Below are 14154 nucleotides of genomic sequence, written 5' to 3' on the forward strand. Positions count from 1 at the left end.
CCCTCCCTCAGGCATCGGTTCAGCGACCCCAGCGCAGCGCGGGCGTGTCGACCGGGGCGTCCCACAGCCGCAGCAGCTCCTCGTCGACCTGACAGAGCGTCACCGAGCAGCCCGCCATGTCCAGCGAGGTCACGTAGTTACCGACGAGGGTACGGGCCACCGGCACGCCCCGCTCGGCCAGCACCCGGTGCACCTCGGCGTTGAATCCGTACAGTTCGAGCAGGGGCGTGGCCCCCATGCCGTTGACCAGGAGCAGTACGGGGCTGGTGGGGCGCAGCTCGTCCAGGACGACCTGTACGGCGTAGTCGGCGATCTCTCGCGACGTCATCATCGCCCGCCGCTCGCGCCCCGGCTCGCCGTGAATGCCCACCCCCAACTCCAGCTCGCCGGGCGGGAGTTCAAAGGTAGGGCTGCCTTTGGCGGGGGTGGTGCACGCGGTCAGCGCGACCCCGAAACTGCGTGCGCTCGCGTTCACCTGCCGGGCGATCGCCTCGACCCGCTCCAGCGGGGCGCCCTCCGCGGCGGCCGCTCCGGCGATCTTCTCCACGAACAGCGTCGCCCCGGTGCCGCGCCGCCCCGCCGTGTACAGGCTGTCGTTCACCGCGACGTCGTCGTCGACCAGCACCTTGGCGATGACGACGCCCTCGTCCTCGGCGAGCTCGGCCGCCATGTCGAAGTTCAGGACGTCGCCCGTGTAGTTCTTGACGACGAACAGCACCCCGGCGCCGCCGTCAACGGCCGCCGCCGCCCGCACCATCTGGTCCGGCACCGGCGAGGTGAACACCTCGCCGGGGCACGCCGCGGACAGCATCCCCGGCCCCACGAACCCGGCGTGCAGGGGCTCGTGGCCCGAGCCGCCGCCCGAGACGAGGCCCACCTGCCCTGCCACCGGCGCGTCCCGCCGGACCACCACCCGGTTCTCGACGTCCACCGTGAGCGAGGGATGCGCGGCGGCGATCCCGCGCAGCGCGTCGGCCACGACTGTCTCGGGCACGTTGATGAGCATGTTCACCATGACCTCCAGGGCGAGACGTGCGAAGTGCGACGGCCCCAGTATCACGCGACGCTCCCGATCATGTCCGGTGGTGGGGCATCAGGCCGTCCCGCATGTCCGGTGGTGGGGCATCAGGCCGTCCCGGGCCGGATCCGCCGGGTCGCCTTCGCGATGACGTCCGGGCGGTTGGTGATGACGCCGTTCACGCCGAGCCCGACGAGCCGGGCGGCGGCCGGCCCGCTGTCGACGGTCCAGGCGTTCACGCGCATCGGGGCCCGGTGCGGTCCGGGGGTGGCGTGAACGGCCTTGACGTACGCGGACGTCACCGTCCGCTGCTCGGGGTTGATCTGGTCGGCGAACGCGGCGTACCGCTTGAGCTGTGAGACCGGCGGGTTGCCGAGGAAGCCGGTGCGCACCGCGGGGCGCAGCCGGTGGGTGGTGCGCAGCGCGGGGGCGCTGAAGCTCTGCACGACCAGGCGCCGGGCGATGTGCGGCCCGTCGAGCCAGCCGGCCCGGGCCAGGGCGCGCAGGGTCTGGCCCTCGATGCCCGGGTACAGCTCCGGCCGTTTGAGTTCCAGGAGCAGTCCCTGGCCCGTGCGGTCGAGTCGGCGCAGATACTCCGCGAGCGTGGGGACGCGCTCGCCGCGGAAGCGGGGCGCGAACCAGCCGCCCGCGTCCAGGGTCTTGATCTCGGCCAGGGTGAACGAGCCGACCGACCAGGGCGACCGTCCGGGGTAGCGCCGCTTGGCGTCGGTGGTGCGTTCCAGGGTGGTGTCGTGGATGACGACGAGCGCGCCGTCGCGGGTGCGCTGGACGTCGTTCTCGACCCAGTGGGCCCCGAGGTCGGCGGCCCGCTGTACGGAACTGAGGGTGTTCTCCGGAGCGTAGGCCGCGGCCCCGCGATGCCCGTAGACGGTGACGGGCCCGGCCGCGCGAGCCTGCGCCGCGGGGGCGGGCAGGGCGAGGGCGAGCGCCCCGCACAGGGTGGTGGCGACGGTGGACAGGGCGGTGCGGCGGCGCATGGGCACTTCCTCACGACGGCTCGGATCGACGTCCGCCGAGGGTGCCAGGCCGCCCCCGCCGCGGCGCGGCCCGCCATGGGGCATCCGCCGAGATGCCCGGCGCGTTCCCCGGTGCGGGTGGCATCCGTTCGCGCAGGAGGCCCAGGGGCGAGCATCTGAGCGGGCGCGGCGGCCACCCGCTCCCGCTCCGAGCAGAGGTGGCGGCCCGGATCCCGCGCCTGCCCGCGCGGCGCGGACCGGGGCCGCCCAATGAGCGTCCGGAGGGTGCCGGAACTCAGCCGCTGGCCGCCAACTCACCCTGGTGGTCCCAGAGTTGGGCGCTGCGGGACGACACGAGCGCACCGACGCGCCGCAGGAGCTCGGCGGTCGCCAGCGCCGCCGGGTGGCGGCCGTCGCGCAACCGCAGGGCCACCTCGCCCGCCGCGTCCTCCCGGGCGCCGATCACCGCCTGGTACGGGACGAGGCGGGCCGCCCGGATGCGAGCGCCGAGGGAGCCCTGTTCGGGGCCGGCGAGCTCCGCGCGCAGACCCTCGGCCAGGGCCCGCTCCACCAATGCGGCCCCGGCCTCGACCTGTGCGTCCGAGACGGGCGCGACCACCAGTTGGACGGGCGCGAGCCAGGCCGGGAAGGCGCCACCGTGGAGCTCGATGAGGTGGGCGACGGCGCGTTCCATGCTGCCGATGATGCTGCGGTGGACCATCACCGGACGGTGCCGGGCGCCGTCCGGGCCGATGTAGTGCAGATCGAATTGCTCCGGCTGGTGGAAGTCGATCTGCACGGTGGACAAGGTGGCCTCGCGGCCCGAGGCGTCGGCGATCTGCACATCGATCTTCGGCCCGTAGAACGCGGCCTCGCCCTCGACCGCCTCGTACGGCACCCCACTGGCATCGAGGACCTCGGTCAGCAGGGCGGCGGCCCGCTCCCACATGCCGGCGTCCGCGACGTACTTGTCGCCGGAGCCTGGCAGCGAGAGCCGGTAGCGGGCCGGGCGGATGCCCAGCGCTTCGTACGCGCGGCCGATCAGATCGAGGGCGGCCCGCGCCTCCTCGGCGGCCTGGTCCAGGGTGCAGAAGACGTGGGCGTCATTGAGCTGGATCGCCCGCACCCGGGTCAGGCCGCCGAGCACGCCGGACGGTTCGGATCGGTACATGCCGCCCAACTCGGCCATGCGCAGCGGCAGTTCGCGGTAGCTGTGGGCGCGGGAGCGGTAGATCAGGGCGTGGTGGGGGCACAGGCTGGGGCGCAGCACGACCTGTTCGGCGCCCAGCTCCATCGGCGGGAACATGTCCTCGCTGTAGTGCGACCAGTGCCCGGAGATCTCGTACAGCTCCCGCTTGCCGAGCACCGGCGAGTACACGTGCCGGTATCCGGCCAGGCGTTCGGTCTCGCGCACGTACTCCTCCAGGGCGTGCCGCACGGCCGCGCCGTTCGGCAGCCAGTAGGGCAGTCCCGCTCCCATCAGCGGGTCGGTGTCGAACAGGTCGAGTTCGCGGCCGAGTCGGCGGTGGTCGTGCACGGGGGGCTCCTCGCGGTCTCTGGGGGACGAGTGACCGCACGGAAAAGCCCCGGGGCCACTCGGCCCCGGGGCTTTGACGTACACAGCTGTCAGCGCGCCGGGACACTCTCCGGCGTCGTCGTCCACTGCACAGCCGCACGCTTCATGCCGCTGAAGCTAACAGCCCGGCTGTGGTTGCCGCGCCCCTTTTTTCGCGCCCCCGCTTCGAACCGGAACGGCCCAGGGGGAGTGTGGGGGGGGCGATGGGCTCACTCCTTGCCCTCGTAACGCCGCTCGAACCGGGCGATCCGGCCCTCCGTGTCCACCGTCCGGGCCTTGCCGGTGTAGAAGGGGTGGCTCTCCGCGGAGATCTCCACGTCGATGACCGGATAGGTGTTCCCATCGTCCCAGTCGATGGTCTCGTCGCTGGTCGCGGTCGAGCGGGTGAGGAAGGCGAATCCGGCCGCCCGGTCACGGAAGACGACCGGCTGGTACGGGGGTTGCTTGTCGCGCTGCATGGGGGCTCCGGGTGGTCGGTCAGCGGGTGTCGCCGGATTCGGTGCCGGCGGGGTCCTCGAAGCCGTCGAGGTCTGCGGTGTCGTCCTCGTCGACGATGTGCATGGCCGCCTCCTCCGCCGAGGCGGCGGCCCCGTCGATGCCCACGTCGGTGGCGAGCAGCCGGGTCTCGTCGTCGGGGTGGGCGCCCTCGTCGGGGGCCACGAGGCGCCCGGCGCGGGCGCCGCCGACCTCGTTGTCGCGCGGCTCGCCGTCGGTGTCCCAGGTGTCGCCGATGCCGTCGCCCTCGGCCGCGGCCGCCTCGGGGACCTCGGTGGCCAGGCGCTGCTCCAGGCTGTCGCCGCGCAGCCGCTCGGCGGCCGTCACCCCGGTGCTTTCCACGGCCCAGGGCCGATCCGGCGGGGAGTAGCCGACGTCGAGGGGGTCCGGGGGCCCGTCGTCCAGAGTGTCCTCGGCGCCGAGAAGGCCCTCGTCGTCCTGGACCTCGGAGCCGTCGGGCTGGTAGACCTCGTCCCCCCATGCCTCGCTGTCGACCACGGCTACCTCCTGGGTCGCGACCGGTGGCTCGTACGCCGCTCGGTGCGATCCGGCAGCCGTCCCCAGTCTCGGCTCGGTCCGCCGCCCGGCACCACCGCACGCCAGCCACCCGGGTGAGCGCCAGATCACTTTGAACGCGTTCAAGTCCCTGCGGTAGGGTCGCTTCCACATCGAGGGGGCGCAATGAAGATAGTGATTCCCGGCGGAACGGGGCAGGTCGGCACGGTGTTGGACCGGGCGCTGACCGCCGCGGGACATGAGGTCGCCATCCTCACGCGCAGCCCGCGCGGCGAGCGAGAAGTGGCCTGGGACGGCGAGACGCTCGGTCCGTGGGCGGACGTCGTGGACGGCAGCGATGTCGTCATCAACCTGGCCGGCCGCAGCGTGAGCTGCCGCTACACCGAGACCAATCTGCGGGCCATGATGGACTCGCGGGTACGCTCCGCCCGCGTCGTCGGCGAGGCGATCGAGGCCGCCGCGCGACCGCCGAAGGTATGGCTCCAGATGAGCACCGCGACCGTGTACGCCCACCGCTTCGACGCGGCCAACGACGAGGCGAGTGGAGTCGTGGGCGGCGCCGAGCCGGACGTTCCGGGGTACTGGGGTTTCAGCGTCGAGATCGCCAAGGCGTGGGAAGCGGCACAGGAGCAGGCCCGCACCCCGGACACCCGCAAGGTCGCCCTGCGTTCCGCGATGGTGATGAGCCCCGACCGCGCCGGCGTCTTCGACGTGCTCCTGAAGCTCGCCCGGCTCGGGCTCGGCGGCCCGGTCGCGGGCGGCGCGCAGTACGTGTCCTGGATCCACGACCGCGACTTCGTCCGGGCGGTGGAGTTCCTCGTCGAGCGCGACGACCTCACCGGACCGGTCAACCTGGCCGCGCCGGGCCCGCTGCCGCAGCGCGCCTTCATGCGCGCGCTGCGCCGCGCCCGGGGCGTCCCCGTGGGGCTGCCCGCGAGGAAGTGGATGGCCGAACTCGGCGCGTTCGCCCTGCGCTCGGACACCGAGCTGCTCCTCAAGAGCCGCCGCGTGGTGCCCGGCCGCCTCCTGGACGCGGGCTTCACCTTCGAGCACCCAGAGTGGCCGGGCGCCGCCGCCGACCTGGTCCGCCGGGTGCGCACCGCGCGACGGGGTGCCAACTAGCCGATCCTGCCGGGTAGTTGGGCGTGCCGGCGGGCGAACCCGGCGAGCGTGAGCAGCCAGGCGGCGACCGTGATCCACAGCACGACCTCGCCGAGCGTGCGCAGCGGGCCGACCCCGGTGGCGGTCGCGGTGGACAGCGCCGCGACCGCCGTCATGCCGAGCGGGAAGACCGTGGACCAGCGCCGGATGTCGTACCCCGGACGCGGTCGGCCCACCTCCGCGACCAGCAGCACCGCGCACCCGGCGAGGTTCAGCCCGAGCAGGACCAGGGTGGCCGTGCGCAGCGCCTGGTGTGCGGCGCCGGTCCACAGCGGGGAGAGCGCCAGCTTCGAGGCGGCGAGCGCCGAGATGGCCAACGCCCCGGCGCCGATCCACTGGTCGCCCGCGCCCGCGACGATCTCGCCGACGTCGAACCGGACCAGCGCCTCGACCTACAGGACGAGGCCGAGGCCGAGCGCGACCAGGGCGGCCCAGCCCAGCCGGTCGCCCTCGCCCGCCAGTGACAGGGTCGCGGCGAGCACGCCCAGGCCCTGGGTGGCGACACACACCAGGAAGGCCGCGCCGGGCATCGGGCGCCGCCAGTGGCGTACGACCGCGACCAGGAGCCCCGGCCACAGCGCCGCGGCGAGTGCGAGCAGGGCCAGGGCCGGGCCGTGCGCCCCCAGTGCCGAGAGCCGGGTGCCGAGCACCGTGGTCGCGGCGACGGCGGTGAGTGCGGCCGGGGTGTCCGCCTCGCCCGACCATCGGCGCCGGTTGGTGAAAAGGCGCGCGACGAAGTCGCAGGCGAGCAGCAGCCACAGCGCCCCCGCCACGATCAGCGCCGCGAGCGAGAGCGCCTCGTGGCCGGTCAGGCGCAGCCCGATGGAGATGATCGCGGTGGCCATCACGGCCGCGCCGGCCGCCGGGGGCAGCTCCGCCCACCACCGCTCCACCTCGCGCCTCATGGCCCCATCTCAACGCGGCCGGGGGCCGGTCGCCACCGAGGCGGCTTCGCCCGGGTGGCTTCCGCGACGAGATGCTTGTAGAGTACAACCTATTGGAGTTGTAAAAGCCAACCATTGGGCGGGGCCGCTCCCGGCGGTGCGTCCGATCAGAAGGGTCCTGTCATGTCCGGAGGCCACAAGGCCGGCCGGGTCGCCGCGCCCGGCGACGCGCGTACGGCGCCGTCGAACCCCGCGCTGCGGCACGTCCTCACCCACCTCGTCACCCCCCTGTTGATGTGCCTCGGCATGGGACTCGCCTACCTCGGCGCGTTCGTCACCCCCGAGCCGCACCATCTGCCGGTCGCGGTCGTCGGAGCGGGCCCCGAGGCGAAGGTGTTCGCGCAGACGGTGAAGGACAAGGCGGGCGACGCGCTCGACGTCCGCACGCTCCCCGACCGCGCCACCGCCGTCCACCAGCTCAAGGACCGGGACATCACCGGCGCGTACGTCCTGGACGCCAAGACCCCCGAGCTCGTCGTCGCCTCCGCCGGATCGGACATGAGCGCCACGGCGGTCGAGAAGGTCTTCACCCCGGTGGCCACCGCCCAGGGCGTCCCCCTGAAGGTCACCGATGTCGTCCCGCCGGTCTCCGGCGACCCGACGGGCTCGGGCATCTTCTTCCTGCTCATCGCCGTCAGCATCGGCTCGTACGCCTCCGTCGCCGTGCTCGGCGCCGCCGGGGCCGGGCTCGCCGCGCGCACCAGGGTGGCGCTCGTGACCGGGGTCTCGTTCGCGGTCTCCCTGATCGGCGTGGCCTTCGCGGGACCGCTGTTCCACCTGGTCGACCACGGCCTGTGGGGCGTGTGGGCGATGTCCTGGCTGTACTCGGCGGGCATCCTCTTCCTCGGCGTGGGGCTGCACACCTTCCTCAAGCGCTGGACCACGCTCGCCGTGATGGTCCTGTTCGTGATGCTCAACTTCACGAGCTCCGGCGGCCTCTTCAGGCCCGAGCTGCAAAACGGCTTCTTCGCCGGCCTGCACGCCTTCTGGAACGGCGCCGGCCTCCTCGAAGGAATCCGCGAGCTGGTCTACTTCGGCGGCCACGACCTCGCCCGCGACGTGTGGGTGCTCGCCGGCTGGCTGGTCCTGGGTCTCGCGGTCATGGCGATCGCGACCGCCGTCGAACGCCGCCGGACACCTGCTCCGGCCGCCCCCGCCATCGCTCCCTCGCCGGCGGAGTCCGTCGACGAGCAGGAGGAAGAGGAGATCGAGGAGGCGGTGGGCGTCTGAAACCCGCCCGTGTGCGACGGCGGCTCCGCTTGAACGGGGCCGCTCTCGTGCACGGCGTACGGCGCACGGCGCACGGTCGCGCGACCCGCGGGCTGTTGACAGGGTGGGCGGGCGAGACAACAGCGCGGACGCCACCCCGAGGAGGCAACGATGCCGGCACGACACACCCCGCGGGTCCGCCGCGTCTACGACCCGCCCGAAGAGGCCGACGGTTTGCGTGTCCTGGTGGACCGGCTCTGGCCGAGGGGCCTGTCCAAGGACCGCGCCGCCGTCGACGAGTGGCCCAAGGAGCTCACCCCCTCGACGGAACTGCGCCGCTGGTACCACGAGGACCGCTCACGCTTCGCCGAGTTCCAGGAGCGGTACGAGGCCGAGCTGACCGGGGCCGAACAGGCCCGGGCGCTCGACCGGCTCGTCGAGCTGGCCAAGGACCGCACCATCACCCTGCTCACCGCGGCCAAGGACGTCGACCACAGCCATGTGCCGACCCTGGTCGCCGCCGTCCGCCGGGGCCGCCCGTCCGGGTGAACCCGGCGGGCGGCGGCTCGCCATCCGGGCTAGGCAGGGGGCATGTCACCGATGCCACCGATGTCACGGATGGGGACGATCGACCGCCGCTGGTTCGAGCGGGTGGCCACCGCGCGGCTCGCCGGAGCCGACGAGGTGCTGCCCCGGCTCAGTCGCGCCGCCAACCACGGACGGCTCTGGTTCGCCGCCGCGGGCGTGCTCGCGGTGGCCGGCGGCCCCGCCGCCCGCCGGGCCGCCCGGCGCGGAATCGGCGCCCTGGCGCTCGCCTCGCTCACCACCAACACCGTCGCGAAGTACGCCACCCGGCGCCAACGCCCGGTGATCGACGCGGTCCCGCTGGTGCGGCGCCTGACCAAGGCGCCGATCACCACCTCCTTCCCCTCCGGCCACTCCGCGTCGGCCGCCGCCTTCGCCACCGGGGTCGCCCTGGAGTCCACCCGGTACGGGGCGCTGGTGGGGCCGCTCGCCGCCGCCGTGGCGTTCTCCCGCGTCTACGTCGGCGTGCACTACCCGGGTGACGTGCTCGCCGGCTGCGCGCTCGGCATGGCCGCCGCCGCGGTCACCTGCTACTGGTGGCCGCCCCGGCCCCGGCCCCCGCACTCCCTGCACACGCGGGTCGCGGCGGCCGAACTGTCGCGCGGCCAGGGCCTCGTGGTCGCCCTCAACCGCGGCTCCGGCAAAGGAGTTCCGGGCCGGCTGCCCGCCCGCGACCATCTGAGGCTGCTGCTGCCCGAGGCCGAGATCCTCGAACTCGGACCGGGCCAGGACCTGGGCGACCTGCTCGACGACGCCGTCGACCGAGCGGGCCGGAACGCCAAGGTGCTCGGGGTGTGCGGCGGCGACGGCACGGTGAACGCGGCCTGCGAACGTGCCGCCCGCGCCGGGCTCGCCCTCGCCGTGTTCCCCGGCGGCACCCTCAACCACTTCGCCCTCGACGCGGGCGTCGCCGCCTTCGAGGACACCGCGTACGCCCTCGAACACGGCGAGGCGATCCGCGTCGACTTCGCCCGCGTCCGCGACGGGGCGGGCCAGGACGTCGCCGCCTTCCTCAACACGTTCAGCATCGGGCTCTACCCCGACCTGGTGCGCACGCGCGAAGGCCTGGAGAGCCGGATCGGCAAGTGGCCGGCCGCCGCCATCGCCCTCATCCGGACGCTGCGCACCGCCGATCCCGTACGCCTCCGGCTGGACGGCCGGCCGCGTGCGCTGTGGCTGCTCTTCGCCGGCAACGGCCACTACCAGCCCGACGGGCTCGCCCCTTCGCACCGGCCGCGCCTCGACGAAGGAGTCCTGGACGTACGCACCGTCGACGCCGAAGCCCGCCTCGCCCGCACCCGCCTCGTCGTCTCCGCCCTCGCCGGCGCGCTGCGCCGCTCCCACGTCTACCGGGCCGAACGCGTCCGCTCGATCCGGATCACCGGCCTGGAAGCCGTCAACACCCTCGCGTACGACGGGGAGACCGCGGCCGCGCCCGACGCCCTCCTCCTCGACAAGGCGGAACGGGCGCTGGTGGTCTACAGCCCCGCCGAACCCCAGGACGAGATCGCCCAGCGAGCCCGCACCGCGCGGGCCGCCCTGGTGGCGGGCGCCACGGCGAGCAGGGCGCGGGCGGCGACGTGAGACGGCCGCCGGGCGCGCGCCGGATGCGGGGGACCCGCTTGTGCTGGAGCACACTCCAACTCGTAGCGTCTGTCGCATGAACAGCGCAGAGCACGTACACCACGCGTCCCCCCACTCCTCCGGCAGCGAGACCAGCGATGAGCGGTTCGAGCGGGGCCTCGCCCTGCTGCGTACCGTCGGCGGCCAGGAGCACCCGGCGGTCCTGGACAGCCTGGCCGACATCGCCCCCGACCTCGGGCACATGACCGTCGCCTTCGGCTACGGCGACGTCCTGTCCCGCCCTGGACTCACCCTGCGCGAGCGGCAGATCGCCACCGTCGGCGCGCTGGCCGCCATGGGCAACGCGGCCCCCCAGTTGCGCTTCCACATCGACGGCGCGCTCAATGTCGGGGTCAGCCCGGCCGAGGTGGTCGAGATCCTGATCCACACCGCCGTGTACGCGGGCTTCCCCGCCGCCCTCAACGGCATCGGCGCCGCCCGCGAGGTCTTCGAGCGCCGCCCGGACGTCACCGCCACCCCGGTCGACTCCGAGCCGCTGCCGGGCGACCGGTACGAGCGGGGGCTCGCCAAGCTCGCCGAGGTCGACGGGCACGCCGGTGACCAGGTCGTCGCCTCGATGCGGGACATCGCGCCCGATCTGACGCGCTACATCGTCGAGTTCGCCTTCGGAGACGTCTACTCCCGCCCGGGACTCGACCTCAAGTCACGTGAACTGGCCTCCGTCGCCATGTGCACCGCGCTGGGCACGGCCGCCCCGCAACTGCGCGTCCACATCAACGGACTGCTCAATGTGGGCGGCAGCCGCGAGGAGGTCGTCGAGGTCATCACACAGATGGCGGGGTACGCCGGCTTCCCGGCCGCCCTCAACGGCATCGCCGCGGCGCGCGAGGTCTTCGAGGAGCGCGGCGACGAGGGGCGCAGGGTGTAGGGAGAGGCCCCGACGACGGTGCGGGTCAAGTCAGCTCCGTGCAGGGAGAGTTGAGGGGAATCGGTTGGGGCGTCCAGCATCCTTCGGGACCGCCGGGCGCCAGGGGTGCTACTCTGCGGACAGCACGTGTGTACGCCCCTTCTTCGCGGCGTCCGTGCTCGTTCCCTCCCGGCGCCGCCTCCAGCGCGACGCCCGCTGTTCCCCTCCCGGCCGCTGTACGGCCCGGACTTCTCCTGCGCCCCGTCGCGCGAAGGGACCCCCCTGTGCTGAGCACGCTCGAAAAACCCGCCATCCACCACGACCACCCCGCCCAGGCCCCGCTCGCCGGCGTCCTCGACCTCACGGGCGGACAGGGCAGAATCCGGACCACCGGATACGCCCCGTCCCCGGGCGACACGCACATCCCGCCCGCACTCATCCGTCAACTCGCCCTGCGCAGCGGCGACTTCGTCGAATGCGAAGGCCCGACCCCCGAACACGTCGTACGGGTCAACGGCCGCCCGGCCCAAGCGCTGCGCCACCGACCGCACTTCGCCGACCTCACCCCGCTGCACCCACGTGAACGGCTGCGTCTGGAGACCCGTGCCGACCGGCTCACCACCCGTGTCATCGACCTTCTGGCACCCATCGGCAAGGGCCAGCGGGGTCTGATCGTCGCCCCGCCGAAGACCGGAAAGACCGTCCTGCTCAAGGAGTTGGCCCAGGCCGTCGCCGAGAACCATCCCGAGTGCCACCTCATGGTGCTCCTGGTCGACGAGCGGCCCGAGGAGGTCACCGACATGCGGCGCTCGGTCCGCGGCGAGGTGCTCGCCTCGACCTTCGACCGGCCGCCCAAAGAGCACATCGCCCTCGCCGAGCTCGCCATCGAACGCGCCAAGCGCCTGGTCGAGCAGGGGCAGGACGTCGTCCTGCTCCTCGACTCGCTCACCCGGCTGTGCCGCGCCCACAACAACGCGGCAGGACCCGGCGGGCGAACGCTGAGCGGCGGCGTCGACGCGGCGGCGCTGCGGGGACCCAAGCAATTCTTCGGCGCCGCGCGGCTCACCGAGGAGGGCGGCTCCCTCACCGTCCTCGCGACCGCTCTGGTGGACACCGGATCGCGCGCCGACGACTACTTCTTCGAGGAGCTCAAGAGCACCGGCAACATGGAGCTCTGCCTGCATCGCGCCCTCGCCGACAAGCGCCTCTTCCCCGCCGTCGACATCGCGAGCTCCGGCACCCGGCGCGAGGAACTCCTGCTCGGCCCGGGGGAGTTGAGCGCGGTGCGTGGACTGCGCCGGGCGCTGCACCACCAGGACGCGCAGGGCGCGCTCCAGCCTCTGCTCGACAAGCTCCGGCACACGCCCGACAACGCGGCCTTCCTGCGCCAGGTCCGCCTCACCGCCTGAAGGGGGACCCGAACGGGCGCACTCGCACCCCGGCGCGGCACGGGACAGGCCCGCGCGGCGCCGGGCGCGCCGTCGCGGGACCCCGCTCGACGGGCGCCCTTACGGCAGCAGCTTGTCGAGGGCGGCGGGACCCTCGGCGGCCAGCTTGCGCTCGGCCCAGGCCAGGTTCTGCGGATTGATGTCCCGCCCGGACGCGAGCACCAGGTCCTCCGCGGTGATGTCGCCCCCCGCTCCCGTGTGCAGCAGGGCGTCGGGGGTCACGGGCTCGTGCTGACTGGAATCGGACAGGTCGTTCATGCCGCCTCCTACGTTCGTCCGGTAATGCACCATTCTCGCCCCCGTCTACCCGGACCGCATCCGGCCCACTCGCCCCCTCCGCCCCCGGGCGGCGCGGGCGGGGCAGACGCGATCCGCGCGGCGCCGAGCGGGGGCCCGGGGGTCGGTGCCCGGCGGGCAGGGTCGGCGGGCGTGGGTCGGCGAGGTCGGTGCTTCTCTTCCGGATTCTTGGAACACGTTCTACTGTGTGCGCCGCCGTACCGCGACCGTCCTGGAGGGGCCGTGCACCTCGAATACACGCCTGAGCAGCAGCAGTTGCGCACCGAGCTGCGGACCTACTTCGCCGACCTGGTGCCGGACGACGTCCACGCCCGGTACCCCGACCCGGCCGCGCAGAAGCGGTTCTACCGCGAGACCGTGCGCCGGCTCGGCCGGGACGGCTGGCTGGGGGTGGGATGGCCCACGGAGTACGGCGGACGCGGCCTCAGCCCCATGGAACAGTTCATCTTCTTCGACGAGGCCGCCCAGGCGGGCGTCCCCCTGCCGCTCATGGCGCTGAACACCGTCGGCCCGACGATCATGCGGTTCGGCACGGACGAGCAGAAGGCGTACTTCCTGCCGAAGATCCTCTCCGGCGAGATCGACTTCGCCATCGGCTACAGCGAACCCGACGCCGGCACCGACCTCGCGGCCCTGAAGACCCGGGCGGTGCGCGAGGGCGACGAGGCCACCGGCACGTACACGGTGAACGGTCAGAAGATCTGGACCACCAACGGAGACACCGCCGACTGGGTGTGGCTCGCCGTGCGCACCGACCCGGACGCCCCCGCGCACAAGGGCATCACCATGCTGCTCGTGCCGACGTCCGACCCCGGCTACGGCTGCACCCTCATCAACACCCTCGCCTCGCACGACACCACGGCCAGCTATTACGAGAACATCCGGGTGCCCGCCACGCGCCGCGTCGGCGAGGAGAACAAGGGCTGGCGGCTGATCACCAACCAGCTGAACCACGAGCGGGTCACCCTGGCCGCGCACGGCACCATGGCGATCCGCGCCCTGCACGACGTGCAGCGCTGGGCGGCGGACACCAAGCTCGCCGACGGCCGCCGCGTCATCGACCTCGGCTGGGTCCGCAAGAACCTCGCCCGCACCCACGCCCGCCTGGACGCGATGAAGCTCCTCAACTGGCAGATGGTCAACGCCGTCCAGGAGGGCACCCTCACCCCGCAGGACGCCTCCGCCGTCAAGGTGTACGGCTCGGAGGCGCGCCGGGACGCCTACGCCAGCCTCATGGAGGTCGTGGCGGCGGCCGCCCCGATGAAGGAGGGCTCCGCCCACACCGTCCTGCACGGCGAACTCGAACGCGGCTACCGCTCCGCCGTGATCTTCACCTTCGGCGGCGGCAACAACGAGATCCAGCGGGAGATCATCGCCTGGATCGGACTGGGGATGCCACGGGTCCGGCGTTAGGCCGCGGTCACCGCGCGGCAGCCG

General features: G+C 73.3%; 13 protein-coding genes and 1 pseudogene. 7 read left to right on the forward strand and 7 right to left on the reverse strand.

Annotated features, from left to right (window positions below; all coding sequences use genetic code 11):
- Window positions 1-19: 19 nt before the first annotated feature.
- From dhaK to DWB77_RS32910, 5 genes are all read right to left on the reverse strand, one after another.
- On the reverse strand, window positions 20-1012 hold the full coding sequence (gene dhaK / locus DWB77_RS32890; protein ID WP_120728502.1) for a dihydroxyacetone kinase subunit DhaK: 993 nt from the start codon (window positions 1010-1012) through the stop codon (window positions 20-22).
- 113 nt (window positions 1013-1125) lie between these two features.
- Window positions 1126-2016, reverse strand: a complete 891-nt coding sequence (locus DWB77_RS32895) for a glycerophosphodiester phosphodiesterase (protein ID WP_120725826.1) — start codon at window positions 2014-2016, stop codon at window positions 1126-1128.
- 274 nt (window positions 2017-2290) lie between these two features.
- Window positions 2291-3616, reverse strand: coding sequence for a threonine--tRNA ligase (gene thrS / locus DWB77_RS32900; RefSeq protein WP_428985168.1), 1326 nt, complete (start codon window positions 3614-3616; stop codon window positions 2291-2293).
- Window positions 3617-3780: 164 nt separating this feature from the next.
- A complete protein-coding gene (locus tag DWB77_RS32905; protein WP_120725830.1) occupies window positions 3781-4029 on the reverse strand; it encodes a type B 50S ribosomal protein L31 in 249 nt (82 codons plus the stop codon).
- 19 nt (window positions 4030-4048) lie between these two features.
- The gene (locus DWB77_RS32910) at window positions 4049-4564 is read right to left on the reverse strand and encodes a DUF5709 domain-containing protein (RefSeq protein ID WP_120725831.1); all 516 of its coding nucleotides are present in this window, start codon (window positions 4562-4564) and stop codon (window positions 4049-4051) included.
- Window positions 4565-4747: 183 nt separating this feature from the next.
- Here DWB77_RS32910 and DWB77_RS32915 point away from each other — a divergent pair, with 183 nt between their 5' ends.
- A complete protein-coding gene (locus DWB77_RS32915; RefSeq protein WP_120725833.1) occupies window positions 4748-5704 on the forward strand; it encodes a TIGR01777 family oxidoreductase in 957 nt (318 codons plus the stop codon).
- On the opposite strand, the pseudogene DWB77_RS32920 reads toward DWB77_RS32915, so the two are convergent.
- Window positions 5701-6648 (reverse strand): annotated as a pseudogene (locus DWB77_RS32920) (hypothetical protein). The gene DWB77_RS32915 and the pseudogene DWB77_RS32920 sit on opposite strands and share 4 nt — an antisense overlap.
- Window positions 6649-6810: 162 nt before the next feature.
- Between DWB77_RS32920 and DWB77_RS32925 the strand changes: the two are divergent.
- From DWB77_RS32925 to rho, 5 genes are all read left to right on the forward strand, one after another.
- Window positions 6811-7917: a hypothetical protein gene (locus DWB77_RS32925; protein ID WP_428985169.1), complete on the forward strand. Its 1107-nt coding sequence runs from the start codon at window positions 6811-6813 to the stop codon at window positions 7915-7917.
- Window positions 7918-8067: 150 nt separating this feature from the next.
- Window positions 8068-8445, forward strand: coding sequence for a DUF488 domain-containing protein (locus DWB77_RS32930; RefSeq protein ID WP_120725834.1), 378 nt, complete (start codon window positions 8068-8070; stop codon window positions 8443-8445).
- 42 nt (window positions 8446-8487) lie between these two features.
- Window positions 8488-10065, forward strand: coding sequence for a bifunctional phosphatase PAP2/diacylglycerol kinase family protein (locus DWB77_RS32935; RefSeq protein WP_246033705.1), 1578 nt, complete (start codon window positions 8488-8490; stop codon window positions 10063-10065).
- A 76-nt stretch (window positions 10066-10141) separates the two neighbouring features.
- Window positions 10142-10993 carry a carboxymuconolactone decarboxylase family protein gene (locus tag DWB77_RS32940; protein ID WP_120725836.1) on the forward strand — a complete coding sequence of 284 codons (852 nt, stop codon included), beginning with the start codon at window positions 10142-10144 and terminating at the stop codon, window positions 10991-10993.
- 263 nt (window positions 10994-11256) lie between these two features.
- A complete protein-coding gene (gene rho, locus DWB77_RS32945) occupies window positions 11257-12381 on the forward strand; it encodes a transcription termination factor Rho (RefSeq protein ID WP_120725838.1) in 1125 nt (374 codons plus the stop codon).
- Window positions 12382-12480: 99 nt separating this feature from the next.
- Here rho and DWB77_RS32950 read toward each other — a convergent pair whose 3' ends face one another.
- On the reverse strand, window positions 12481-12678 hold the full coding sequence (locus tag DWB77_RS32950; protein ID WP_120725840.1) for a hypothetical protein: 198 nt from the start codon (window positions 12676-12678) through the stop codon (window positions 12481-12483).
- A gap of 261 nt (window positions 12679-12939) precedes the next feature.
- On the opposite strand from DWB77_RS32950, the gene DWB77_RS32955 reads away from it, so the two are divergent.
- Window positions 12940-14130 carry an acyl-CoA dehydrogenase family protein gene (locus tag DWB77_RS32955; RefSeq protein ID WP_120725842.1) on the forward strand — a complete coding sequence of 397 codons (1191 nt, stop codon included), beginning with the start codon at window positions 12940-12942 and terminating at the stop codon, window positions 14128-14130.
- Window positions 14131-14154: the final 24 nt, after the last annotated feature.

The sequence above is a fragment of the Streptomyces hundungensis genome, assembly GCF_003627815.1.
In the GTDB taxonomy this organism is placed as follows: Bacteria; Actinomycetota; Actinomycetes; order Streptomycetales; family Streptomycetaceae; genus Streptomyces; species Streptomyces hundungensis_A.

Excerpts from the sequence above, each read along its gene's own strand:
- DWB77_RS32895 (WP_120725826.1), bottom strand. The coding sequence starts at position 2,016 with ATGCGCCGCCGCACCGCCCTGTCCACCGTCGCCACCACCCTGTGCGGG.
- DWB77_RS32930 (WP_120725834.1), top strand. The coding sequence starts at position 8,068 with ATGCCGGCACGACACACCCCGCGGGTCCGCCGCGTCTACGACCCGCCC.
- DWB77_RS32905 (WP_120725830.1), bottom strand. The coding sequence starts at position 4,029 with ATGCAGCGCGACAAGCAACCCCCGTACCAGCCGGTCGTCTTCCGTGAC.
- DWB77_RS32950 (WP_120725840.1), bottom strand. The coding sequence starts at position 12,678 with ATGAACGACCTGTCCGATTCCAGTCAGCACGAGCCCGTGACCCCCGAC.
- DWB77_RS32925 (WP_428985169.1), top strand. The coding sequence starts at position 6,811 with ATGTCCGGAGGCCACAAGGCCGGCCGGGTCGCCGCGCCCGGCGACGCG.
- DWB77_RS32915 (WP_120725833.1), top strand. The coding sequence starts at position 4,748 with ATGAAGATAGTGATTCCCGGCGGAACGGGGCAGGTCGGCACGGTGTTG.
- DWB77_RS32940 (WP_120725836.1), top strand. The coding sequence starts at position 10,142 with ATGAACAGCGCAGAGCACGTACACCACGCGTCCCCCCACTCCTCCGGC.
- DWB77_RS32935 (WP_246033705.1), top strand. The coding sequence starts at position 8,488 with ATGTCACCGATGCCACCGATGTCACGGATGGGGACGATCGACCGCCGC.